The following is a 24,176-nucleotide window of genomic DNA, read 5'->3' on the forward strand; positions in this document are numbered from 1 at the left end:
TGCTTGGTCAGGTAACTGCTCATGTTTCGGAAGAAGGCCGCGCGTCTTGCGTGGGCGTTGATATTTCTGTTCAGCCCGTGGCTGGCGGGCGCTTCACATTCGCAAACCCTGACGATGAGGGACGCGCTCGCGCGTGCACTCGCGGCTAGCCCCCGTCTCACCGCGGCCGAGCGGGACGTGGGGATTGCCGCAGGTCAACGCATCCAGGCAGGTGCGCTGCTCAATCCGGAGGTGTCCTACGAGCAGGACAATTCCTTCGGCACGGGCAAATTTCGGGGGACCAAATCCGCCGAAACCACCTTGCAGATCAGCCAAGCATTCGAATTGTTCGGGAAGCGAGAGGCTCGCGTTGCAGCCGGCGCGGCTGGTGTCGAGACGGCGGCCATCCAGCGTCAGGCGGTCCGGCTGGAAGTTCTCTCCGAGACTGCCATCGCATTCCTGAACGTGCTGGGCGGACAGCGCCGAATTCAGATTCTGGATGAACAGGTCGCAGCCATCGACAAGTTGACCCCGCTGCTGCAGCGGCGCGTCGAGGCAGGCGCATCCTCGCCGGCGGAGACCGGCCGGGCCGAGGTGGCTTCCGCCCTGGTCAAGGCGGATCGCGAACGGCTCCGATCGACCCTCGCCAGTGCGCGGCGCGAGCTGGCAGTCCTCATGGGCGATACGGCGCCGAAATTCGCCGCCGTCTCCGGGCGGCTCGACGCCACCGGACAGCCGCCGGCCTTCAAGGCGATCGTGGCGGCGATCGACGCGAATCCACAGCTGGTTCGGTGGACGGCGGTCTATGCGCAGCGGAACGCGCAACTTCTGCTGGCACGGCTGAAGCCCTATCCGGACGTCACGATTGCTGCCGGGTGGCGGCATTTCAACGAGACCAACGACGATGCCGTCCGATTGACGTTCTCGGTGCCGATCCCAGTGTTCGACCAGAACCAAGGCAATGTCCTGTCCGCCCAGGAGAGCCTGGCGAAGACCAAGGCAGAGCGGGAAGCAACCCGGAACACGCTGATCGTGATTGCAGGCCGGGCCTACGATTCGGTGCAGGGCTCACTGAGGGAGCTTACTGTCCTTCGCGAAGTCGCGATCCCGAAAGCGGAGCAAGCGAGCCAAGCCATTTCTGACGGTTATAGCCAAGGCCGCTTCTCGCTCCTCGAAGTGCTGGACGCTCAGGCAAGCCTCGCTCAGGCGCGGCTGCGCGAGCAGGAGGCCTTGCAGAACTTCCACATTGCCGTCGCGACCATTGAAGGGCTCGTCGGCAATCCATTTTCGCTCGCGCGTGAGAGCTCAAGATGATGCGGCGTCTGATCCGATATTTGGTGTTCGTTCTGGTTGCCGCATCGCTGGTTTATGCCGGCTATCGGATGCTGACACCGGCGACGACCAAGACGGTTTCAACCGAGAAGGTTGAAGAGGAAGAACATTCGAACAGCGTCGAGATGGCTGACGCGAAGATCGCCGCGGCGGGGATAGAGCTCGCAAAGGCATCGCCAGTCGTGTTGCACGATAGTCTGCTGCTGAACGGGATGGTCCAGCCGAACCAGGAATCCCTGGTTCAAGTCACCCCTCGCTTCCCGGGAATTGTGCGGGACGTGCGCAAGCGGATCGGCGACCATGTCGAGAAGGGCGACGTCCTTGCTATCGTCGAGAGCAACCAGAGCCTTACTCCCTATGAATTGAAGGCCGCTCTTGGCGGGACAGTGATCGACCGTCAGACGACTCTGGGCGAATACGTCTCCGAACAGAAGCCAGCGTTCGTCATCGCGGATCTGTCGACCGTTTGGGTGGATTTCTCCGTCTATCGCCGTGACCTCGGCCGAGTCCACGTCGGCGACCGGATCCTCATCGATCCGGCGGACGGCAAGCCGCCGATCGAGGCGAGGATTTCCTACCTTTCGCCCGTCGGAAGCAGCGATACCCAGAGCGCGGCAGCAAGAGCGGTCGTGCCGAACACCGAACAACGGCTGCGCCCGGGGCTCTTCATCACCGGGCGGCTTACGCTTTCGGCAAGGCAGGTGCCGGTCGCGGTTAAATCTTCGGCGCTGCAGACCGTCGAAAACCGCACTGTCGTATTCGTCCGGGACGGCAAGAAATTCGAGGCCCGCGACGTCGAAATCGGCGATCGCGATCCGGAGTTCGTCGAGATTACGTTCGGTGTTCTCGAAGGCGACGTGTACGCGGCAAAGAACAGCTTCATCGTGAAGGCCGAAATGGCGAAGGGAGGAGCGGACAATGATTGACGGCATTCTCTCCTTCGCCATCCGTCAGCGGTGGCTGGTGATGATCGGCGTACTTGCGATGGCCGGCTTCGGCGTCTGGAATTTCACGCGCCTACCGATCGATGCCGTCCCCGATATCACGAACGTGCAGGTCCAGATCAACAGCCGCGCGCCCGGCTACTCGCCCCTCGAAGTTGAGCAGCGCATCACATTCCCGGTCGAGACCGCGATGGGCGGCTTGCCGCGCCTTGAAAGCACGCGGTCACAATCCCGCTACGGGCTCAGCCAGATCACGGTCATCTTCAAGGACGGCACCGACATCTATTTCGCCAGGCAGTTGGTCAACGAGCGAATCCAACAGGTCAGGGATCAATTGCCCTCCGGCATCGATACCGCGATGGGGCCGGTGTCCACCGGTCTGGGTGAGATTTACATGTTCACGGTCGAAGCCAGGCCCGAGGCCCGCAAGGCGAACGGCGAGCCCTACACGGCCACCGACCTGCGAACCATCCAAGACTGGATCGTCAGGCCGCAATTGCGGACGGTGGCCGGCGTCAACGAGGTCAACACGGTCGGCGGATTCGAGAGGCAGTTCCACGTGCTGCCCGATCCGGCGCAACTGATGGCTTACAAGATCAGCTTCCGCGACGTGATGGCGGCCCTGGCCACGAACAACGCAAACGTCGGGGCCGGCTACATCGAGCGCAACGGCGAACAGTATCTCGTCCGGACCCCCGGCCAGGTCGGAACCAGCGACGAACTCAAGGAGATTGTGATCGGCTCGCGGAACGGCGTTCCGGTCCGGATATCCGACGTCGCCGACGTCAGGGAAGGCAAGGACCTGCGCACGGGCGCGGCGACGTTGAATGGGAAGGAAGTCGTGTTGGGCACCGCGATGCTCCTGATCGGCGAGAACAGCCGTACCGTGGCGCAGCGGGTCGCGGCCAAGATCAAGGAGATCGGGAGGACGCTGCCGGAGGGTGTGATCGCCCACGCCGTCTATGACCGGGCCCGCCTGGTCGAGGCGACAATCGAGACCGTTCAGGGCAATCTGGCCGAAGGCGCTCTGCTGGTCGTCGTTGTGTTGTTCCTGACGCTTGGAAACTTCCGGGCAGCCATCGCGACCGCGTGCGTCATCCCGCTGTCCATGCTGTTCGCCATCACCGGGATGGTGGAGAACCGCGTCAGCGCCAACCTGATGAGTCTGGGCGCGATCGATTTCGGCATCATCATCGACGGCGCGGTCATTATCGTCGAGAATTGCTTGCGGTTGCTGGCGGCGGAGCAACACCGGCTCGGTCGCCCGCTCGATCGTCGCGAGCGTTTCGAAACCATCCTCGCCGGATCGCGAGAGGTGGTCCGCCCCAGCCTGTTCGGAACGTTCATTATCGCCATCGTCTATCTGCCGATCCTGACGCTCACCGGCGTCGAGGGAAAAATGTTTACGCCGATGGCGCTGACCGTGCTGATGGCGCTCGCGGGCGCCAGCATCCTGTCAGTCACCTTCGTACCTGCCGCGGTCGCCCTGCTCGTCAGCGGCAAGATGTCCGAACATGAGAATCTCCTGATGAGGGGCGCGCGGCGCGTTTACGCGCCGCTGCTCGCGGCCTCGATCCGGAACAGATCCGGCGTCGCCGTCATCGCCGCGCTCCTGGCCGTGGTCTGCGGGATAGCCGCATCGCGCATGGGCACCGAGTTCATCCCCAGTCTCGACGAAGGCGACGTTTCCTTCGAGGCGATCCGCATCCCGGGAACCAGCCTGACGCAATCGGTGGAGATGCAGGCCATGGTCGAGCGGAGGCTCGCGACCCTTCCGGAAGTGAAAGAGGTCTTCGCGCGCACGGGGACGGCGGAGGTCGCAACGGACCCGATGCCACCGTCCGGCTCCGACGGCTACGTGATGCTGAAGCCCCGGAAGGAGTGGCCCGATCCCGGCAAGCCGAAGGCCGCAGTCGTATCCGACATCCAGGCGGCGGCCGAAGACGTCCCCGGAAACGCTTATGGATTCTCGCAGCCGATCCAGCAGCGCATGAACGAGACGGTGTCCGGGATCCGGAGCGATGTGGGAGTCAAGATCTTCGGCGACGATCTGAGCGAACTCGTCCAGGCCGCCGCGAAGGTCCAGGCCATCATGCAGAAGGTCCGGGGCGCCGAGGACGTCAAGACGGAGCAGGCTACGGGGCTGCCGGTGCTTACCGTCAAGCTGAATCGTCAGGCGCTGTCGCGTTACGGGATCAACGTCAGCGACGTCCAAAATCTGGTGGAGATCGCTGTCGGCGGCAAGAGCGCCGGTCGCGTGTTTGAGGGGGACCGGCGCTTCGACATCGTCGTACGGCTACCGGAAGAGCTTCGCTCCGACATCGAGGCGATCAAGTCGCTGCCCGTTCCGTTGCCGCCGACCGACGGCCAGACCAAGGCGACGCCGGCCCTGTGGGGCAACTCGCCGCTCGCTCAGATGCGCTACGTGCCACTTTCGGAAGTTGCCCAGATCGATCTGGCGCCGGGGCCAAATCTGATCAGCCGCGAGGACGGCAAACGGCGGATCGTCGTCACCGCGAACGTGCGGGGTCGCGACCTCGGCTCATTCATCGCCGATGCCCAAAACCAGATCGTGACAAAGGTTAAACTCCCGCCCGGTTACTGGATCGGGTGGGGCGGCCAGTTCGAGCAGCTCGTCTCGGCGACGCAGCGCCTGACGGTGGTCGTGCCGTTCGCGCTGCTTCTGATCTTCCTCCTGCTCTTCATGAGCCTGGGATCGGTTCCCGACGCGTTGCTTGTGTTCAGCGGGGTCCCGCTCGCCCTGACCGGCGGCGTCGCGGCGCTGCTGTTGCGCGGGATTCCGCTTTCGATCAGTGCCGGCATCGGCTTCATCGCGTTGTCCGGCGTCGCGGTGCTCAACGGTCTGGTCATCATCACCTTCATCGAACGGCTGCGCAGCGAAGGCAGGCCCCTGGTCGAGGCGGTCAGTGAAGGTGCGTTGACCAGGCTGCGGCCGGTCCTGATGACCGCGCTCGTCGCCTCGCTCGGTTTCGTTCCGATGGCAATCGCGACCGGCGCCGGCGCGGAGGTCCAGCGACCGCTGGCGACCGTCGTCATCGGCGGGATCATCTCGTCGACCATCCTCACCCTGCTAGTGCTGCCGGCGCTCTACGTCCTCTTCCGGCGGGAAGAGCCGTCCAGCGCGCAATCGAACCCATCCGCCCGGGAAGGAGCCATGTCATGAAATACGTGCTGTTGGTGATCGCATCGATCTTGTTTGCGACGCCGGTTTCCGCCGAGGACTACGAAAAGGGGCCGAACGGCGGCCTGATGCTCGACGTGGCCGGCATTGATGCCGAACTTCTGACGTCGGGCAACACGGTCACCATCAACGTCTTCGAGGCTTTCAAGGCCAAGCCGGTGTCGACCAAGGGGTATGTCGGCGCCGTCCTGATAGCCGGCGGACAGACCCGTGAAACAGTCACCCTTGCACCCCAAGGCGAGAACTCTCTCAAGGGGGACGCGAAGAATCCGATCCCAACCGGTGCGACGATTACCCTCACGATCAAGACCGCCGAAGGGAGGTCGGGCCAGGCTAAGTTCAAGAAGTAGGCGCGGCACGGGCCGGCAGCCGCAACGATGCCATCGGTAACGTCGCGGTCGTGATCGCCGCACTGCTGGTTGCCTGGACGCAAACGCCGTGGCCCGACTTGGTCGTGGCGGTCGTCATTGCCGCTCTGTTTCTGCAGTCGTCCTTCGCCATCATACGGGACGCACGAAACGACCTGAGCAACGCCCCGTCGGCCAATCCTCAACGATCAAAAGCTTAGAGATATTTTACAAGTCTCTACCCGGACGCCCACGACGCTCGTCACCAGCCATCCGGCGCGTGCTGCGAGCAGGTGAGTGAGGAGGGGAGGATTGCGAGATGAGGTGGCGCGCCGCACGATTGGGGCTAGCAAACCGCGCAGCGCGCCCGCCTCAGGTACGTCATGGCGTGAACATGACGCCCGATACCTATGGAACACGTCACAGTACCACGGATCAATTAAAGGTTGTAGGTATTTGTCAGCGTCCAGAAGCAATTTCACGTTGAAGTGTGGTCCCTGGTTCCGCCGGTTTGGCGCAACTCAGGCCGCGCGGGCTGGATTGCGCAACTGATCTGCGGCAATTTTCAGGTCGTCAATAAAGCGCTGATATTCCAGCGCTTTGGCTTTCTCGTCGGGCAGCCGCAACAGGTAGGACGGATGTACGGTGACGAGCACCTTGGTTCCGTCGTGATCGATCAGGCGGCCGCGGTTTTTGTTGATCGGGGTGATCTTGCCGAGCACGCTCTGCGCTGCGGTGGCGCCGAGCGCCACCACGAGTTCCGGCCTGATCGCGTCAAGCTCGCGCGCGTACCACTGACGGCAGGCGCGGATCTCCGGCGTGCCCGGCTTCTGGTGCAGCCGGATCTTGCCGCGCGGCACGAATTTGAAGTGCTTCACCGCGTTGGTGATGTAGACCTTGGCGCGCGCGATGCCGGCGTCCTCAAGCGCGCGATCGAGCATCTGCCCGGCCGGTCCGACAAAGGGATGGCCTGCGAGATCTTCCTTGTCGCCGGGCTGCTCGCCGACCAGCATCAGCGTCGCGCTTTGCGGCCCTTCGCCGAACACGGTCTGGGTTGCGTCCTTCCATAGCGGGCAAGCGCGGCAATCGGCGGCCTCTTCGCGCAAGGCAGCAATCGCATCGTGAACTTGCGTGTCGTGAGTTTGCTTACGGGCCATCGGCTCATCCTGCGGCTTCCGCGGCTCGGCTGTCTTGCGTGCGATAAAGGGGCCACTGGTCATGCGCATGGCGTCTTCGATCAGCGGCTTAATGATCGAGTCCTCGGGCAGGTTCCTCCAATAGGCCTGCGGCATCTCCATCACTTTCAGCCGCGCGGGATTGAAGAGGCCGTTGTCATGACGCCGCCAGGCCTCCTCGAGCCGATCCTCGCTCGGCACCTCGGATTTGGCGACGCCCGGCGAGATCGAGATCGCGTGCCCGTCCCAATGCGCGCAAACGTCGGGGGTCAGGATCGACCACGGCATGTCGGCGAAGCGGCCGGCGAAGAAAGGCGCGGCGAACTCGACGATGCGATGCTCCGGCTCGAACCAGGCGACGTAATGCGCCGTCCGCTCGCGGCCGATCTCGCGGAAGCGGAGCTGGGCGTGCATCCTGTCGATGTCGCGATAGACCGCGCGCGCCATCGCGTGGATCTCGGCGACGTCGGGGTCATCAGTCGCGCTGAGCAGATCGTGACGGCTGCGCAGCCGCCACAGCAGGCGATAGAGCAGGGCGAAGCGCGCGTCATTGCGATGCAGGATCGCGGTCTTTGCGAGCTCGACGAATATGGCTGTCACGTTGAACCGCGCCTGCGGCATGTCAGGCAAGTCATTCACGCAGGATGCTGACGGCAGTTCGTCGTCTTTGCGTACGGTCCATGTGACCTCCGCAGGCTTCACGTCATTCAACGCCAATCGTCGCGCGGCCTTGCGCCAGCCCTCGAAATCGGTGTCGTTGTCGAGCACGATGATACGCATACGATTGCTCCGTTTCCGTCACGTCGCCATTTTCGGGGCCAGTGCACCTGGCGTGCGGGAGATCAGGTTGCGTCCGGTTTTGGCGGCTGCTGAATCCCATTGATTCCACTCATGAATCGATGAACTCACCAATCCGATTGACTCCGCGGGCCCTGTTAGCTTTATATTAGAACATATCATGAACAAATGAGCCAGTCCCTGGTTCTCTGTTCTGGTCAGTGACGACCTCAAATTTTGGTTGGGAAGGAGCGGCGCAATGAACGGCGCACGCACGGGTACGCTTGCGTCTCTGCGCGGAAGCATCGCGCGCATCGAGGCGCCATCGGAGGCGGCGATGCCGAACCGCATCGCGCTCGGCCACACGAGCGCAGACGCGATGCTGCGCGGCGGGCTTGCGCCGGCCGCGCTGCACGAGGTGTTCGCGGCCGGCCATCAAGGCGGCGCGGCGACCGGCTTCATCGCGGGGCTCGCCGGGCGGATATCAGCGCGCAAGCCGCTGGTCTGGGTGCGGCAGGATTTTTCCGACCGCGAAAACGGTGCGCTGTCGATGCGCGGGCTCGCCGAGATCGGCCTCGATCCGCGCCTCTTGGTCACCGTGCGTGCCGCCGATGTCGACAGCGGGCTGCGCACCGCGGCCGACGCGCTCGCCTGCGATGCGCTCGGCGCTGTCGTGCTCGAGATCTGGGGCCATGCGCGCCAGCTCGATCTCGTCGCCAGCCGCAAATTGACCCTGGCCGCGCAAGCCTCCGGCGTCACCGCGCTGCTGCTGCGGATCGCGGCGACGCCGATCCCCTCGACCGCGGAGACGCGCTGGATCGTGCGCGCGGCGCATTCGCCGCCGGGTAATGCCGCAAGCGCCTGGGGCGCGTCGCGCTTCGAGGCCGAGCTCGTGCGCAATCGTCATGGCCCGGTCGGGCGATGGATCATGGAATGGAAGTGTGATGAGTGCCAATTCAGTGAACCGTCGGCGTATCCTCAGCCTGTGGCTGCCACGCCTGCCCATCGACCGCATCAAGCGCAAGCTCGCGCAGGACATCGCCTCGCAAGCTGATGGGCATGAGGTGGATGAACCTTCAAGTGAGGCGAGCACATTGGCAGGGCTCTCTCCCCCCTTGCGGGGGAGAGTTGGAGAGAGGGGTACCACGGACACCGGCGTATGCGGCTTACCCCTCTCCCTAGCCCTCCCCCGCAAGGGGGGAGGGAACCCGTCCGCTGATGCGTCCCTCACGAATGGATTGAGCAACCTTCTCCCCAGCGTCGTCGTCGCAAAGGACCACAACGCGATCCTGCTGCACGCGATCGACGAGGCGGCGGTGCGGGCCGGGCTGTCGATCGGGCTGCCGCTCGCCAATGCGCGGGCGATCTGCCCGGAGCTTACGGTCTACGACGCCGACCCCGCTGCCGATCTGAAGACGCTGAACGACATCGCCGACTGGTGCGACCGCTTCACGCCACTGGTCGCGCTCGATCCGCCTTACGGGCTGTTCCTCGACATCACCGGCTGCGCGCATCTGTTCGGTGGCGAGCGCGCGCTGCTGCAGATCGCGACCGGCGCGCTGAGCCGGCGCGGCTTTGCCGTCAGTGCCGCGATTGCCGGCACCTCGATCGCGGCGCGCACGCTGACGCGTTATACCTCGGGGCAGATCATCGCGGACGGCGCGGAGGCGGAGGCGGTCGGCCCGTTGCCGGTGTCGGCGCTCGGCGCCGATCCTGCCGTCACCACCGGCCTGCGCCGCGCCGGCCTGAAGACCATCGGCGATGTCGCCTCGCGCGCGCCGCATGAGATCTCGGCGCGGTTCGGCTCGGCCTTCACCACCTTGCTCGGCCACGCGCTCGGGCAGGGCGATGCCCCGATCAGCCCGCGCAAGCCGCTGCCCGATTACATCGTCGAGAAACGTTTCCCCGAACCCATCGCGACCGATACCGTGATCGCGCTGACGCTCTCGAGCCTTGCCAAGACGCTGGTTGCGGCGATGGACAAGCAGGGCAAGGGCGCGCGGCAGCTGGAAGCGAGCTTCTTCCGCACCGACGGCGCGGTGCGCGCGATCATGGTCGAGACCGGGCGTCCGGTGACGCGGCCGGAGATGATCGACCGCCTGTTCCGCGAGCGGCTCGATGCGCTCAACGATCCCCTTGATCCCGGCTTCGGCTTCGATCTCATTCGCCTCGCCGCAGGGCGTACCGAGATCGTGGTGCAGCAGCAGCGCGACCTCGACACCACAGTGCACGACAATGACGAGATCTCGGCGCTGATCGACCGCATCGCCGCTCGCATCGGGGGCAAGCGCGTTGTCGTGCATCTGCCGCTCGAGAGCCATATCCCCGAACGATCAGCGCTCGCGCTGCCGGCGCAGCATCATCTGGCCGCGGCGAGCGCGGCCGCCTGGCCGGAGCGCGTCGCCGGCGAGCCGCCGCTGCGACCGCTCAGGCTGTTCGAACGGCCCGAGCCGATAAAGGTGCCGTTCGCAAGTGTGCCGGATGGTCCGCCGCACCAGTTCACCTGGCGGCGCGCCTTGCATGCGGTGGTGCGGGTCGAGGGCCCCGAGCGCATCGCGATGGAATGGTGGAAGCAGGACGGCGCGGCGCTGACGCGCGATTACTTCCGCGTCGAGGACGCCGAAGGCCAGCGCTTCTGGATCTTTCGCGACGGCCTCTACGAGAGCGAGCTGCGCGACGAGGAAGGCAAGCCGGTACCCGCCAACTGGTATGTGCACGGGCTGTTCGCATGAGCGCGCCTCTACCCGACTATGCCGAGATCGGCATCACTAGCAATTTCTCCTTCCTGCGCGGCGGCTCCGATCCGCGCGCCTATGTGCATCAGGCGAGCGAACTGAAGATCCCCGTGATCGGGCTTGCCGATCACAACACGCTGGCCGGCGTGGTGCGCGCCTGGAAGGAGCTCGACAGCGACAAGGTCGCCCATCCGCCAAAACTTCTGATCGGCGCCCGCATCGTCTTCATCGACGGCACGCCCGACATCCTGGTCTATCCGCGCGACCGCGCCGCCTATGGCCGGCTGTGCCAATTGCTCACCCGCGGCAAGCGCGGCGGCGGCGTCGAGCGGATCGAGAAGGGCGACTGCCGGCTCACTCTGTCCGACCTCGTCGACTTCGCCGAAGGCCAGCTCTTGGTGCTGGCGTTGCCGCACCGGTTCGAGGCGGAGAAAGCGCTTGATCTGCTCGCGCAGCTCAAGGCCAGTGCCGCCGATGGCGTCTGGCTCGCCGCAAGCCTGCTCTATCGCGGCGACGACAGGCGCCGCCTCGCGCGGCTGCATGGTCTCGCCGCTGATGCTGGTGTGCCGCTGCTCGCCACCAACGAGGTGCTCTATCACCATCCCGCGCGCCGTCCGTTGCAGGACGTGCTGACCTGCATCCGCGAAAAGACCACGATCGAGGCTGTCGGCCGCAGGCTCGAGGCCAATGCCGAGCGGCATCTCAAGCCGGCGCATGAAATGATCAGGCTGTTTCGCGATCTGCCGGACGCGATCGCGGAGACCATGCGCTTCGCAAAACGCATCTCGTTCTCGCTCGACCAGCTCAAATACCAGTATCCCGACGAGCCGGTGCCGCCGGGCAAGACCGCGCAGCAGCATCTGGAGGACCTGACCTGGGCCGGCGTCGACAAATATTTCGGCGGCGAGATCGACGAAAAACTTCGCGCCACCCTGAACAAGGAGCTCGCGCTGATTGCCGAGCTGAAATACGCGCATTACTTCCTCACCGTGCACGACATCGTGCACTATGCGCGCAGCCAGAACATCCTGTGCCAGGGCCGGGGCTCGGCGGCCAATTCGGCGGTGTGCTACGTGCTCGGCGTCACCTCGGTCGATCCGACCAAGGTCGATCTGTTGTTCGAGCGCTTCATCTCCAAGGAGCGGCTGGAGCCGCCCGACATCGACGTCGATTTCGAGCATTCGCGGCGCGAGGAGGTGATGCAGTATGTCTATCGTCGCTACGGCCGGCACCGCGCCGCGATCATCGCCACCATCATCCATTATCGCCCGCGCAGCGCGATCCGCGACGTCGGCAAGGCGCTCGGGTTGACCGAGGACGTCACCGCGGCGCTCGCCGACACCGTGTGGGGCAGCTGGGGCAAGGGCCTCAACGACATGCAGGTGCGGCAGGCCGGGCTCGACCCGAAGAACGCGATGATCAACCTCGCGGTCGAGCTTGCCACCGAGCTGATCGAGTTTCCGCGCCATCTCTCGCAGCATGTCGGCGGCTATGTGCTGACCCAGGATCGGCTCGACACCTATGTGCCGATCGGCAACGCCGCGATGGACGACCGCACCTTCATCGAATGGGACAAGGACGATGTCGACGCGCTTCATATGATGAAGGTCGACGTGCTGGCGCTGGGCATGCTGACCTGCATCCGCAAATGTTTTGACCTGATCGATGATCACAAGGGCAAGCGCTGGGAGCTCGCCTCGGTCCCGCAGGACGAAAAGGAAGTCTACGACATGCTGTGCCGCGGCGAGTCGCTCGGCGTGTTCCAGGTCGAGAGCCGCGCCCAGATGAACATGCTGCCGCGGCTGAAGCCGCGTACCTTCTACGATCTCGTCATCGAGGTCGCGATCGTGCGCCCCGGGCCGATCCAGGGCGACATGGTGCATCCCTATCTCAGGCGGCGGAATGGCCAGGAAAAGGTCAGCTATCCATCGCCGGCGCCAGACCAGGGCAACAAGGACGAGCTCTACAACGTGCTGCACAAGACGCTCGGCGTGCCGCTGTTCCAGGAGCAAGCGATGCGGATCGCGATCGAGGCGGCAAAGTTCACCTCGGAGGAGGCCAACGGTCTGCGCCGTTCGATGGCGACCTTCCGCAACGTCGGCACCATCGGCAGCTATGAAGAGAAGCTGGTCGGCAACATGGTGGCGCGCGGCTACGATCCGGACTTCGCCCGCAGCTGTTTCGACCAGATCAAGGGTTTTGGCTCCTACGGCTTCCCGGAAAGCCATGCCGCGAGCTTCGCGCAGCTCGTCTACATCTCCTCATGGCTGAAGCACCATCATCCCGATGCGTTCTGTTGCGGCCTGCTCAACTCGCAGCCGATGGGCTTCTATGCCCCGGCGCAGATCGTCGGCGACGCCCGCAACAACGGCGTCACGGTGCGCGAGGTCGATGTCTCCTTCAGCTTTGCGCAGAACACGCTGGAGGAGAAGGTCGGCGATCATTGCGCGGTGCGGCTCGGCTTCCGCCAGATCGACGGGTTTCATTGGCTGGATGAGGACGAGGAGCGGCTGAAAGCTCTCCAATCGTCATTCTCCGATGCGCAATTGCGCATCGTGGGCGCGCGAAGCGCAGATGTGCATGAGTCAGGGAGGCACGAACAGATGGGCTCTCTCCCCCCTTGCGGGGGAGAGTTGGAGAGAGGGGTAAGCCACGACCACCGCCCGTGCGGCTTACCCCTCTCCCTAACCCTCCCCCGCAAGGGGGGAGGGAACCCACCCACCTCCCGCGCGGCCTTGGACGGCGGGGAGAAAGACTGGGCCGACCGCATCGTTGCCGCGCGCAACCGCCGGCCTTTCACCTCGCTGGAAGACTTCGCCCGCGACACTGCTCTCCCCAAGCGCGCGCTGATCCTGCTTGCCGACGCCGATGCGTTCCGCTCGCTCGGGCTCGACCGCCGCGAAGCGCTATGGGCGGTGCGGCGGCTGCCTGACGACGTGCCGCTGCCGCTGTTCGAGGCCGCCACCGCGCGCGAGCAGCCGGATGAGGGTGCAAAACCGCTGCCGGAAATGCCGCGTCCCGAACAGGTGGTCGCCGACTATCAGACCATCCGCCTGTCGCTGAAGGGCCATCCGATGGAATTCTTGCGCGAGATGTTCACCAGAGAGCGCGTCGTCGCCTGCCACTCCATCAACCGCAGCAACGACCGCCGCCGCGTCAGTTGCGCCGGCGTTGTGCTGGTGCGGCAGCGGCCGGGCAGCGCCAAAGGCGTCGTGTTCATGACGCTGGAGGACGAGACCGGCATCGCCAACATCGTGGTGTGGCCGAAGGTGATGGAGCAGTATCGCAAAGAGGTGATGGGCGCGCGCCTGATCCTGGTCGAGGGCTATATCCAGAGCAGCCCCGAGGGCGTGACGCATCTGGTGGCGCAGCGCATGACCGACCGCTCCCACGATCTGATCGGCCTCGCCAACGAATCCCTCAGCCCCAAGCATCCGGTGCCGACGGGCCCGGCGCTGATCGAACCGCTCAACGACGAGCCGCTTAACGACATCAGCCGCGATCACGGCGACAACCCGCCGCAAAGGATCCGCCACCCCCGCAACGTCCGCATCCTGCCGCCGTCACGGGATTTTCATTGATCATCGCGCGATGACGGTAGCTGTAAGCCAGCTATCTCCCCAACGTCGTCCTGGCGAAAGCCAGGACCCATAACCACCGAGTTTTGTTATTGCAGGGATCGTGGCCCCAGCGTCGTGCAGCACTTGGCAGTTGGGGTAATGGGTCCTGGCTTTCGCCAGGACGACGGTGAAGTTGTTCCCCCCTAAAAATTCACCCGGTTCGAGATCGCGCCGTCGACGACGAGGTTCGAGCCGGTCGTGAACGAGGAGGCCGGGCTCGCCAGAAACACCGCGGCGTTGGCGATCTCCTGCGGCGTCGCCATGCGGCCGGTCGGGTTGCGGGCCAGCGCGTCCTGATAAATCTTCGGCGTGTTCCGCTCGACCATGTTCCAGACGCCGCCCTTGAAATACACGGTGCCCGGCGACACCACGTTGACGCGGATTTTCTTTGCCGCGTATTGCCGCGCCAGTCCCTTCGCCATGTGCACCAGCGCCGCCTTGATCGGGCCGTAGGAGCCGGCGCGATCCGCCTGCGCTGCCGAGATCGACGAGATGATGATGAAGGCCGCATCGCCGGTTGTCTCGCCGCTCGCCTCCAGGAACGGGCGCGCTGCCTCGAACGCGTTCACCGCGCCGAGCACGTCGAGCCGGAAGTTCTGCTCCCACGATGCCGGATCGCCGCCTTGCGCCATCGCGCCTGCATTGGAGAACATCATGTCGATGCTGCCCAATTCGGTTGCGACACCGGCAATCCACGATGTCAGCGCCGCGGCGTCGGTGATATCGACGGCCGCGCCGGTGACGCGCACGCCGGCAGCCTTCAGCTCGGCAATGCTGGACGCAACCTGCTCGGCATTGCGCGCACAGACCGCGACGCCGACGCCTTCACCCGCCAGCGTCGCCGCAATGGCCCGCCCGATGCCGCGCGTGCCGCCGAGCACGATGGCGTTTCGTCCCTTCAAACCCAGATCCATCCGGATGTCCTTTCTGATGCGCGCGGACTGTAGCGTCCATCACGGCATCGCGCGACCTCGATATTCCCTCGCGTCACGCGATTTTCATTGTAGCCAAGCGAATATCGCGGTGCACCCAATCCGATCTCGCCTTGTGCGCCGCGGATCAATTGCTATCGTCCCGCCGCCCGGTAATGGGGCGTCTGAAAACAACAATCAAACGGGGAGACAATGACATGCGTTATTTCACTGCGCTCATCGGCGCGGCATGGATCGTGCTCGCTACCGCCACCGGCGCGTTGGCCCAGGTGCCGCCCAATCCCGACAATCCGAATGACGTCGTCGCCGATGCCCTGACACCGCCGCCCTATGGCGAACCGATCAATCTGGAGACCGCCAAGAAGGTCGCCGCCGCAGCCGTTGCCGAGACGCAAAAGCGAAACTGGAACGCGTTCTGCATCGCGATCGTCAATCCGAGCGGCGATCTCGTCTATTTCGAGAGGCAGGACAATTGCCAGTATGCCTCGGTCGGGGTCTCCCAGCACAAGGCGCGCACCGCAACCCGCTATCGTCGCCCCACGCTGGTGTTCGAAACGCTGATCGGCAAGGGGCCGTATTTCGCCTATCTCACCACGCTCGATGACGTCGTCGCCTCGCGCGGCGGCAATCTGCTGATGGTCGATGGCAAGATCGTCGGCGCCATCGGTGTCAGCGGCGGCTCCGGCGCGCAGGACAACGTGATCTCGCTCGCCGGCCAGGCCGCGTTGAAGTAGGAGGCCAATGATGCGAGCTTCTGCCGGGCTTCGGTTCGGCGGAAGCCCATCCTACAACCGCCAACAATTTGTTCGGCTTTTCAGAATTTAACTTGACGCCGCACCCAACTCAGATGTTCAATGCGCCCGTCTCGCCCGACACGAGGGGCGCTTCGCGGTCGTCACGAACGTGGGTCGAGATGCGGTGGACGCCGAGCGCGCGACTGACGAGTGCGCATGAGGCGGACGGTGAAGTCGTGTGGTCCTGACGCCCTAGTGGTAGGTGTCTTTTTGCATTGCGCGATGCGCGTTGTGAAGACGGTGACAACCAAGCCCAGTCTCGCCGGGGAGAGCACGAAGTAAGCCGTAACCCATCGCGCAGGGAAAGCCGGATTGCTCCGGTTACACCTGTGGTCCTACCCCCGAGCTTTCCACCTTTTGCTCGGGGCCCATGGGTGCGATCGGCACCCGGCTTTCCCTGCGCCCTCCGTTCGAGAGAGGGCGACACACGAAGCAAACCTCGGGCGGATCACGCCGCGAGAGTGCTGAACCGCGACTTGCGGGCGAATGCTTACACCAAGCTTACAGCTCGCTCAAATTTGGTGTCGTCCCGGGCAAGCCAACGGGTCGGCGCGAAGCGCCGCCCGATGACAGGCTCCGCGCGACCCGGGACCCATAACCACAAATGTTGATTGTCTCGAGACGCTGGGGCCACAGCGTCGTGTAACGATGATCACCTGTGGTTATGGGTCCCTGCTCCCGTGCGCAATTGCGCACTAGGCAGGGACGACGGTCGAACGTGGTCTTGCGTTTGCAAGCGGATGAATTCTTCGGCAGCTGCACACTATTCCACCGCGGCCCCGACCGGCGGTCCGCCCGGCGGGCGGTGCAGGAAGGTGATCGACGCATAGGCGCCGACCCAGGAGCCGGCCGCCGCGAAGGCGACGTAGAGCCAGTTCTCGGTGTAGCTGATCACCGCATAGGAGGAGAGCACGTACCAGACGCTGCTCCAGGTCGCAGCCGGCACGCGCTTGCGCGCGACGACTGCCGAGGTGAACATGACGTAGACCGCGTCGGTCGCCGCGGTCGCGAGGAAGACGCCGCCGGCGGTGAGGGGATCGATGGCAGCCATTGCAACTCCTGTTCGGGTCGGGCAGAGCTAAGGCATCGTCTGGAAAAGTGTGAAGCCGCTTTCCGGGAAGATGATGCCAAATACGGGGTGAGATCGGGCATTGCCATTTTGTCATCATGCTCGGGCATAGAATAATCGCAAACAGGAAAGCGCATGCAGGACATCCGTGAAATCCTTTCCGATGTCTGGACCGGCACCGGTGGCGCGCCGTCCGCGCTCGATGCGGTCGCCCTGACCGGCAGCGAGCCGCAATTGCCGTCGTCGTTTCGGGTCGCAGCGGCGGCGCAGGTACCGATTGCCGCGGCGGGCCTTGCGGCGGCCGAGATCTGGAAAGCCCGCAGCGGCGAGCCGCAGGATGTCGCGGTCGACATGCGCCATGCCGTCGTCGAATGCCGCAGCGAGCGATATCTGCGGGTCGACGACAAGCCGCCGCCGCCGGCCTGGGACAAGATCGCCGGCGTCTACCGTGTCCGCGACAACCGCTTCGTCCGCCTGCACACCAATTTCCCGCATCACCGCGACGCCGTCTGCAAGGTGCTCGACTGCAACGCAGAGCGTGACGAGGTGCAGGCCGCGCTGCTGCAATGGGACGGCGAGGCGTTCGAGACCGCGGCCTATGCCGCCGGTGGCGTCGTCGCCTTGATGCGCTCATATGACGAGTGGTCAGCGACACCGCATGCAGGAGAACTTGCAAGACTGCCGCTGATCTCGATCGAGAAGATCGGCGAAGCCGCGCCAAAGCCGTGGCCCGCGGGGAAGCGGCCGCTGGACGGCATCCGGGTGCTCGATCTGTCGCGCGTGATCGCCGGTCCCGTCGCCGGCCGCACGCTCGCCGCGCACGGCGCCGACGTGCTGTTGATCTCCGGTCCCGATCTGCCCGCGATTCCCTGGCTCACCATCGACACCGGCCGCGGCAAGCTGACGAGCTTTCTCGAGCTGCGCAGCGAGGAGGGGCGGGCCGTGATGCGCGGTCTCGTCGCGCAGGCCGATATTTTCTCGCAGGGCTATCGCCCGCAGGCGATTGCGCGGCTCGGCTTCTCGCCGGAGGAAGCGGCCCGCATCAATCCCGGGATCGTCTATGTGACACTCTCGGCCTATGGCCATGCCGGTCCATGGGCGGAGCGCCGCGGCTTCGACTCGCTGGTGCAGACCACGACCGGCTTCAATCATGCCGAGGGGCAGGCCGCCGGCGTCGACGGACCGAAGGAATTGCCGGCCCAGATGCTCGACCACGCCACCGGATACTTCATGGCGTTCGGCGCCATGATGGCCAGGGCACGCCAGGCGCGCGAGGGCGGCAGCTGGCACGTCCGCCTGTCGCTGGCGCAAACCGGGCGCTGGCTGTGGAATCTCGGCCGCCTCGAAGGGGGTCTTGCCACCGAGGACCTGAAGGCGGATGCGGTGCAGTCCTTCATCGAGCGGCTTCCGTCCGGCTTTGGCACGCTGAGTTCGGTCCGGCACGCCGCTATCCTGTCGCGGACCCCGGCCCACTGGTCCCGTCCGGCGATGCCGCTCGGCAGCCATCCTGCTGAGTTTCCCGCCCCAGGGTTTGCTGCCCCGGAGTTTCCCGGATGAGACATTCAGTCGTCATTCAGGCAATCCGAACTTTAACCACGCGCACCGCCGAAGTGCGTTTTTTAGGTTGTTTGAAACGCCAATTCGGCACTATTAGCGCACCGCTGGGGTTGTCCCGCCGGAAGCTGCAACGATCGACCCCGCGGACCGCATGCTGAAAGAGTTTATCAAGCGAATGCAGAGCTTTAGCCGCCCGCGCCTGCTCGTGGCCACGGCGGTGCTGGTGGTCGCCTGCGCGGGCGCCTATGGCTACACGCGGTTCGGCTCGGACAAGCAGGCACCGTCGGAAGTCTCCAGCCAGTCCCGCAAGGGCGGCACGCGCTATGCACCGTCGCCGGCCGAGTGGGCCAGCCTGACCTTCCAGACCGTGGCCGAGCACACCTTCCGCTCCGAACTGGTGACCGAGGGCAAGATCGGGATCGACGAGGACCGCTCCACCCCGGTCTACTCGCCCTATACCGGGCGGGTGACCCGCCTCCTGGTGCGGCCGGGCGATACCGTGGTGAAAGGGCAGCCGCTGTTCGTGATCGAAGCGGCCGACACCGTGCAGGCGCAGAACGACTACGTCGCCGCGACGAGCGGCCTCAACAAGGCGCAGTCGGCGCTCGACCTGGCCCAGATCCAGGAGAAGCGCGCCAAGGACCTGTCCGAGGGCAAGGCGATCCCGCTGAAGGATTATCAGACTGCGCAGGCGGCGCTGGTGCAGGCGCAGAACGATGCGCGCTCGGCGCAGACGCTGCTGGAGGCCGCGCAGAACAAGTTGCACATCCTCGGCTTCGGCGACGAAGCCATCACGACCTTGCAGCAGAAGGGCCGCCTCAATCCGGAGACGACGGTGTTCGCGCCGATCGGCGGCACCGTGGTCCAGCGCAAGGCCGGCCCCGGCCAGTATGTCTCGACCGGCGCCAGCGACCCGGTCTATGTGATCGGCGATCTCTCGACGGTCTGGCTGATCGCCTTCGTCCGTGAATCCGACGCCGACAATGTCGCGGTCGGGCAGGACCTCAGCTTCAGCGTGATGGCGCTGCCGGGCAAGGTGCTGAACGCCCGGGTCAACTATGTCGCCGCCGCGATCGACGCGACCTCGCGCCGGCTCCTGGTCCGCGCCACCATCGACAATGCCGACAATCGGCTGAAGCCCGAGATGTTCGCCAATGTGACGCTGTATTCGAAGGGCGACCACCCGGCGGTCGGCGTGCCGAAACAGGCGCTGATCTACGAGGGCGATCAGGTTCGCGTCTGGATCGCGAAGACTGACGACAAGACCATCGAGCTGCGCCAGATCAAGCCCGGCCTCATCAATGGCGATCTCGTCGAGGTCGCCGGCAATCTCAAGCCGGGCGAGCAGATCGTGACGAAGGGAAGCCTCTTCATCGACCGCGCCGCATCAGGTACCTAGCAGCATGATCCGGAAAAGTGGGAACCGGCTTTCCCTCGCGACAAACGCGGAACGCGTTTGCGCAGAGACCATGCTCATCAAGAAAAATCCTCTCCGTTGAAAGTGCCGATCTGAATGGATCGCCTCGTCGCCCTTGCCGTCAATCGCCGCTACTTGATGGTGGCCATGTTCGTGGTCGTCTTCATCGGCGGCCTGCTTGCGTTCAAGCAGCTCAACATCGAGGCCTATCCCGATCCGACCCCGCCGATGGTCGACATCGTGACGCAGAGCCCAGGCCTCTCGGCCGAGGAGATCGAGCGCTACATCACGATCCCGATCGAGACCCAGGTCGCCGGCATCAAGAACCTCAAGACCATCCGCACCATCTCGCTGTACGGCCTCTCCGACGTCAAGCTGCAGTTCTCCTTCGACTACACCTATGACGAGGCGTTGCAGCAGGTGCTGAACCGGCTGTCGCAGCTCGCGCCGCTGCCCGGCAATGTGCAGCCCGGCATCTCCCCGACAAGCCCGATCGGCGAGATCTTCCGCTACCGACTGAAGGGACCGCCGAACTACAGCGTGCTCGACCTCAAGACCTTGCAGGACTGGGTGCTGCAACGCCGCTTCCGCGCGGTGCCCGGCGTGATCGACGTCACCGGCTGGGGCGGCAAGACCAAGACCTACGAGATCCAGGTCGACTTCAACAAGCTGGTCGCCAACGGCCTGACGTTGCCGCAGGTGCTGCAGGCGGTTTCCAACGCCAACATCAATGTCGGCGGCAACACCGTGAACATAGGCTCGCAATCGGCCGTGGTGCGCGGCGTCGGCCTGATCCGCTCGATCGACGATCTCGCCAACACCATGATCTCGCAATCAGGCGGCAATCCGGTGCTGGTCAGGGACGTCGGCGCCGTCACGATCGGCGAGAAGCCGCGGCTCGGCATCGCCGGCATCGACAATGACGACGACATCGTGCAGGGCATCGTGCTGATGCGCCGCGGCGAGCAGAGCTCGCCGACCATTGCCCGCGTCGAGCAACTGGTCAACCAGATCAACAGTTCCTCGATCCTGCCGCCGGGCGTCAAGATCGAGCGCATCTACGACCGCAAGGATCTGATCGAGCTCACCACTCACACCGTGCTGCACAACATGGTGGTCGGCATCCTGCTGATCGTGCTGTTGCAGTGGATCTTCCTCGGCGATCTCCGCAGCGCGCTGATCGTCGGCGCCACGATCCCGTTCGCGTTGTTCTTCGCCGTGATCATCCTGGTGCTGCGCGGCGAATCCGCCAATTTGCTTTCGGTCGGCGCGATCGATTTCGGCCTGATCGTCGACGCCACCGTGATCATGGTGGAGGCGATCTTCCGCCGGCTGTCGCAGACTACGGCGCTGTCGGAAGCCGAGCGCGCGCACATCTCCGACGACACCGTGATGGGAATGAAGAGCCATGCGATCCTGTCGGCGGCGGCCGACGTCTCGCGCTCGATCTTCTTCGCCGCGACCATCATCGTTGCCGCGTTCCTGCCGCTGTTTACGCTTGGGGGCGTCGAGGGCAACATCTTCGGGCCGATGGCGCGAACTTATGCCTATGCGTTGGCGGGTGGATTGCTGGCGACGTTCACGATCACGCCGGCGCTGAGCGCGCTCATCCTGCCGGCGCATATTCACGAAACCGAAACCTGGATCGTCAAGAAGCTCGATGCGATCTACCTGCCGGCGCTGAACTGGGCGATCGCCAACCGCAAGATCGTGATGGCCGGTGCGGCCGGCCTCGTGGTCACGACGATCATTTGCGTGCGGTTTCTCGGGCTCGAATTCCTGCCCAAGCTTGAAGAGGGCAATCTGTGGATCCGCGCCACGCTGCCGCCGACGATCTCGCTGCAGGAGGGCAACGCCTATGTCAACGAGATGCGGAAGCTGATCAGCGCCCGTCCCGAGGTGGTGTCGGTGGTGTCGCAGCACGGCCGTCCCGACGACGGCACCGACGCCGCCGGATTCTTCAATGCCGAATTCTTCGCGCCGCTGAAGCCTGCCGGCGAATGGCCGGGCACGCATGACAAGGACGTCCTCACCGCGCAATTGCTCGCGCAGCTGCAGGACAAGTTCCCCGGCGTCGAGTTCAACTTCTCGCAATACCTGCAGGACAACGTGTCGGAGGCGGTGTCCGGCGTGAAGGGCGAGAACTCGATCAAGCTCTATGGCAACGATTTGCAGGCGCTGACCGACACCGCCAACAAGATCAAATCCGTGCTGTCGACCGTGCAAGGCGTCACCGACCTCGCAGTGTTCACCTCGCTCGGCCAGCCGACCGTCCAGATCGACGTCGACCGGGTGCGGGCGGCGCGCTACGGCCTGTCGCCGGGCGACATCAACGCCACGATCAAGGTCGCCGTCGGCGGCGACACCGCGGGCGATCTCTATGAACCCGGCAGCGACCGGCACTTTCCGATCATCGTCCGCCTTGCGCCGGAATATCGCAAGAGCGCGGAGGCGATCCAGAACCTGCGGATCGGTGCAACGAATCCGAATGGCGGGGTCACGCAGATCCCCCTGAGCGAGGTCGCCTCGATCAAGCTGATCTCGGGCGCGGCCTATATCTATCGCGAGCAGCAGGAGCGCTATCTGCCGATCAAGTTCTCGGTGCGTGACCGCGACCTCGGCAGCGCGATCCTGGAGGCGCAGCAGAAGGTCAACGAGCAGGTCCAGTTGCCACCCGGCTCGCGTATCGAATGGGTGGGCGAGTTCGGCAATTTGCAGGACGCGATCAAGCGGCTGTCGATCGTGGTGCCGATCAGCCTCGTGCTGATCGCGGTGCTGCTGTTCCTCAATTTCGGCTCGATGGTCGACACCATGCTCGCGATGAGCGTGATCCCGATGGCGATCTTCGGCGGTGTGCTCGGGCTCTTGATCTCGGGCATTCCGTTCAGCGTGTCGGCGGCGATCGGCTTCATCGCGCTGTTCGGCATCGCCGTGATGGACGGCATCATCATCCTGTCGCAGTTCAACCAGCTGATCGACGAGGGCTACGACCGGATGCGCGCTGTGATCCGCACCGGCGAGCTGCAGCTTCGTCCGGTGCTGATGACCTGCGTCGTCGCCGGCATTGGCCTGTTGCCGGCGGCGGTGTCGGAGGGCATCGGCTCGCAGGTGCAGAAGCCGCTCGCCATCGTCGTCGTCACCGGCATGATGCTGGCGCCGCTGGTGATCCTGATCACGCTGCCGGTCCTGATCTCCTACTTCTCGCGCCGGCCGAAGGACAACGTCAGGTAAAGCCGTAGAGCCGTGCCGGATTGTCGACCAGGATGGTCTTGCGCACCGCGGCATCCGGCGCCCAGACCGGAAGCTGGTTGAGGAGGCGGCCGTCGTCGATCTGGTACAGCGGCGTCACGTCGGTGACCTTCTTGCCTTGCGGTGTCACCGAATCCGGGTGCGGCCAGTCGGTGCCCCAGACGATGCGCTCGGCGTTGGCCGCGATCAGCGCCTTCGCCAACGGCGCGGCGTCGGCATAGTCGGGCGCGAGCCTGGAGGCGCGGTAGGCGCCGGAAATCTTGACATACGCCTTGCCGGATTTAACCAGTGCGAGCAGGTCGTCAAACCCCGGCTGGCCCGTGCCGAGCGCGGCCTCGGCGCCGCCGAAATGGTCGAACACCACGGGGACCGGCGCTGTCGCGACCAGGTCCTTGATCGCCGAGATCATGGCGAGGCTGGTGAACAGCTGGACGTGCCAGCCGCGCGCCTTCATCCGCTCGATCGCGGCCGAGAAGCGCTGCCGGCCGACATTGGGATCGTTGACGCCGCCGGTCGCAAGATTGAGGCGGATGCCGCGGAAGCCGGCCTTCTGCATGGTGTCGAGATCGCTCTCGCTGGTCTTGTCGTCGATCACGGCGACGCCGCGCGCCGTGGGGCCGCGCGCCGTCATGCCGAACAGCGTTGACGAATTGTCGGGGCCGTAGACGCTCGGCGTCACGATCACCACGCGCTCGACATGCAGCGCCTTGTGCAGCGCGCTCATCTCCTCCGGCGAGGCCGGTTCCGGCGTGTAGACGCGGCCGGCGAAGAACGGGAATTTCGCAGGATCGCCGTGAATGTGGGTGTGACAGTCGCAGGCACCGGCAGGTACGTCGAAGCTCACCGGGGTCGATGGTTGCGATGCCTTGGAAAATGCGTTGCTGCTGGTCATGGTCACTCCCGCTGCGATGGAAGCCAGCATCATACTGCGTCGCGTCAGCATTGGACGTCTCCCTGCATGCTCGGCTGTTATGCGCGCACTCCGCGCACCGGCGTTGTTGATGGCCGGCGGGGGCGGAGGTTATCGGCGGAGAGAGCGGGCGGAAA

15 protein-coding genes and 1 pseudogene are annotated in these 24,176 nt (G+C 64.7%); 12 read left to right on the top strand and 4 right to left on the bottom strand.

Going from position 1 to position 24,176, the window contains the following annotated elements; genetic code table 11:
* The first annotated feature begins 21 nt into the window (after positions 1–21).
* The 5 genes and pseudogenes from ihpA to ACOIX3_RS13560 all read left to right on the top strand — a co-directional run.
* Positions 22–1,293, top strand: coding sequence for a divalent metal ion exporter subunit IhpA (gene ihpA, locus ACOIX3_RS13540; protein ID WP_420970311.1), 1,272 nt, complete (start codon positions 22–24; stop codon positions 1,291–1,293).
* Complete coding sequence (ihpB, locus tag ACOIX3_RS13545; RefSeq protein ID WP_420971726.1) at positions 1,293–2,237, top strand: divalent metal ion exporter adaptor subunit IhpB; 945 nt, start codon at positions 1,293–1,295, stop codon at positions 2,235–2,237. Before ihpA ends, ihpB begins: the two co-directional genes overlap by 1 nt.
* Positions 2,230–5,439 carry an efflux RND transporter permease subunit gene (locus ACOIX3_RS13550; RefSeq protein ID WP_420970312.1) on the top strand — a complete coding sequence of 1,070 codons (3,210 nt, stop codon included), beginning with the start codon at positions 2,230–2,232 and terminating at the stop codon, positions 5,437–5,439. The genes ihpB and ACOIX3_RS13550 overlap by 8 nt, the downstream gene beginning before the upstream one ends.
* Positions 5,436–5,807: a hypothetical protein gene (locus ACOIX3_RS13555; RefSeq protein WP_420970313.1), complete on the top strand. Its 372-nt coding sequence runs from the start codon at positions 5,436–5,438 to the stop codon at positions 5,805–5,807. The genes ACOIX3_RS13550 and ACOIX3_RS13555 overlap by 4 nt, the downstream gene beginning before the upstream one ends.
* Before the next feature lie 17 nt (positions 5,808–5,824).
* Positions 5,825–6,025, top strand: a pseudogene (locus ACOIX3_RS13560) (cation transporter); the annotation flags it as partial.
* A gap of 300 nt (positions 6,026–6,325) precedes the next feature.
* Here the strand turns inward: ACOIX3_RS13560 and ACOIX3_RS13565 are convergent.
* Positions 6,326–7,759, bottom strand: a complete 1,434-nt coding sequence (locus tag ACOIX3_RS13565) for a UdgX family uracil-DNA binding protein (protein WP_420970314.1) — start codon at positions 7,757–7,759, stop codon at positions 6,326–6,328.
* A gap of 256 nt (positions 7,760–8,015) precedes the next feature.
* Between ACOIX3_RS13565 and ACOIX3_RS13570 the strand changes: the two genes are divergently transcribed.
* From ACOIX3_RS13570 to ACOIX3_RS13580, 3 genes are read left to right on the top strand one after another with little or no spacing between them, the layout of a single operon-like run.
* A complete protein-coding gene (locus tag ACOIX3_RS13570; protein WP_420970315.1) occupies positions 8,016–8,810 on the top strand; it encodes an ImuA family protein in 795 nt (264 codons plus the stop codon).
* Complete coding sequence (locus ACOIX3_RS13575; RefSeq protein ID WP_420970316.1) at positions 8,701–10,488, top strand: Y-family DNA polymerase; 1,788 nt, start codon at positions 8,701–8,703, stop codon at positions 10,486–10,488. The genes ACOIX3_RS13570 and ACOIX3_RS13575 overlap by 110 nt, the downstream gene beginning before the upstream one ends.
* Positions 10,485–14,072, top strand: a complete 3,588-nt coding sequence (locus tag ACOIX3_RS13580) for an error-prone DNA polymerase (RefSeq protein WP_420970317.1) — start codon at positions 10,485–10,487, stop codon at positions 14,070–14,072. Before ACOIX3_RS13575 ends, ACOIX3_RS13580 begins: the two co-directional genes overlap by 4 nt.
* A gap of 182 nt (positions 14,073–14,254) precedes the next feature.
* On the opposite strand, the gene ACOIX3_RS13585 is transcribed toward ACOIX3_RS13580, so the two are convergent.
* Positions 14,255–15,025, bottom strand: a complete 771-nt coding sequence (locus ACOIX3_RS13585) for an SDR family NAD(P)-dependent oxidoreductase (RefSeq protein WP_420970319.1) — start codon at positions 15,023–15,025, stop codon at positions 14,255–14,257.
* Positions 15,026–15,240: 215 nt separating this feature from the next.
* Between ACOIX3_RS13585 and ACOIX3_RS13590 the strand changes: the two genes are divergently transcribed.
* Positions 15,241–15,777 (top strand): GlcG/HbpS family heme-binding protein, encoded by a 537-nt coding sequence (locus ACOIX3_RS13590; RefSeq protein ID WP_420970320.1) that lies wholly within the window; start codon positions 15,241–15,243, stop codon positions 15,775–15,777.
* Between the two features lie 823 nt (positions 15,778–16,600).
* On the opposite strand, the gene ACOIX3_RS13595 is transcribed toward ACOIX3_RS13590, so the two are convergent.
* Positions 16,601–16,888, bottom strand: coding sequence for a hypothetical protein (locus tag ACOIX3_RS13595; RefSeq protein ID WP_050626238.1), 288 nt, complete (start codon positions 16,886–16,888; stop codon positions 16,601–16,603).
* A gap of 153 nt (positions 16,889–17,041) precedes the next feature.
* Here ACOIX3_RS13595 and ACOIX3_RS13600 point away from each other — a divergent pair, with 153 nt between their 5' ends.
* The 3 genes from ACOIX3_RS13600 (at position 17,042) to ACOIX3_RS13610 (ending at position 23,111) form a co-directional block, all read left to right on the top strand.
* Positions 17,042–18,463, top strand: coding sequence for a CoA transferase (locus ACOIX3_RS13600; RefSeq protein WP_420970321.1), 1,422 nt, complete (start codon positions 17,042–17,044; stop codon positions 18,461–18,463).
* A gap of 151 nt (positions 18,464–18,614) precedes the next feature.
* Entirely contained in the window at positions 18,615–19,862 is a 1,248-nt protein-coding gene (locus tag ACOIX3_RS13605) for an efflux RND transporter periplasmic adaptor subunit (RefSeq protein ID WP_420970322.1), read from the top strand.
* 114 nt (positions 19,863–19,976) lie between these two features.
* Positions 19,977–23,111 carry an efflux RND transporter permease subunit gene (locus ACOIX3_RS13610; RefSeq protein ID WP_420970323.1) on the top strand — a complete coding sequence of 1,045 codons (3,135 nt, stop codon included), beginning with the start codon at positions 19,977–19,979 and terminating at the stop codon, positions 23,109–23,111.
* Here the strand turns inward: ACOIX3_RS13610 and ACOIX3_RS13615 are convergent.
* Entirely contained in the window at positions 23,104–24,072 is a 969-nt protein-coding gene (locus tag ACOIX3_RS13615; RefSeq protein ID WP_420970324.1) for an amidohydrolase family protein, read from the bottom strand. The genes ACOIX3_RS13610 and ACOIX3_RS13615 overlap by 8 nt on opposite strands.
* Positions 24,073–24,176: the final 104 nt, after the last annotated feature.

This window comes from Bradyrhizobium sp. B120 (genome assembly GCF_049075665.1).
Taxonomy (GTDB): Bacteria; Pseudomonadota; Alphaproteobacteria; order Rhizobiales; family Xanthobacteraceae; genus Bradyrhizobium.

Coding starts and splice junctions, on each gene's coding strand:
- ihpA (WP_420970311.1), top strand. CDS start 22: ATGTTTCGGAAGAAGGCCGCGCGTCTTGCGTGGGCGTTGATATTTCTG.
- ihpB (WP_420971726.1), top strand. CDS start 1,293: ATGCGGCGTCTGATCCGATATTTGGTGTTCGTTCTGGTTGCCGCATCG.
- ACOIX3_RS13550 (WP_420970312.1), top strand. CDS start 2,230: ATGATTGACGGCATTCTCTCCTTCGCCATCCGTCAGCGGTGGCTGGTG.
- ACOIX3_RS13555 (WP_420970313.1), top strand. CDS start 5,436: ATGAAATACGTGCTGTTGGTGATCGCATCGATCTTGTTTGCGACGCCG.
- ACOIX3_RS13565 (WP_420970314.1), bottom strand. CDS start 7,759: ATGCGTATCATCGTGCTCGACAACGACACCGATTTCGAGGGCTGGCGC.
- ACOIX3_RS13570 (WP_420970315.1), top strand. CDS start 8,016: ATGAACGGCGCACGCACGGGTACGCTTGCGTCTCTGCGCGGAAGCATC.
- ACOIX3_RS13575 (WP_420970316.1), top strand. CDS start 8,701: ATGAGTGCCAATTCAGTGAACCGTCGGCGTATCCTCAGCCTGTGGCTG.
- ACOIX3_RS13580 (WP_420970317.1), top strand. CDS start 10,485: ATGAGCGCGCCTCTACCCGACTATGCCGAGATCGGCATCACTAGCAAT.
- ACOIX3_RS13585 (WP_420970319.1), bottom strand. CDS start 15,025: ATGGATCTGGGTTTGAAGGGACGAAACGCCATCGTGCTCGGCGGCACG.
- ACOIX3_RS13590 (WP_420970320.1), top strand. CDS start 15,241: ATGCGTTATTTCACTGCGCTCATCGGCGCGGCATGGATCGTGCTCGCT.
- ACOIX3_RS13595 (WP_050626238.1), bottom strand. CDS start 16,888: ATGGCTGCCATCGATCCCCTCACCGCCGGCGGCGTCTTCCTCGCGACC.
- ACOIX3_RS13600 (WP_420970321.1), top strand. CDS start 17,042: ATGCAGGACATCCGTGAAATCCTTTCCGATGTCTGGACCGGCACCGGT.
- ACOIX3_RS13605 (WP_420970322.1), top strand. CDS start 18,615: ATGCTGAAAGAGTTTATCAAGCGAATGCAGAGCTTTAGCCGCCCGCGC.
- ACOIX3_RS13610 (WP_420970323.1), top strand. CDS start 19,977: ATGGATCGCCTCGTCGCCCTTGCCGTCAATCGCCGCTACTTGATGGTG.
- ACOIX3_RS13615 (WP_420970324.1), bottom strand. CDS start 24,072: ATGCTGACGCGACGCAGTATGATGCTGGCTTCCATCGCAGCGGGAGTG.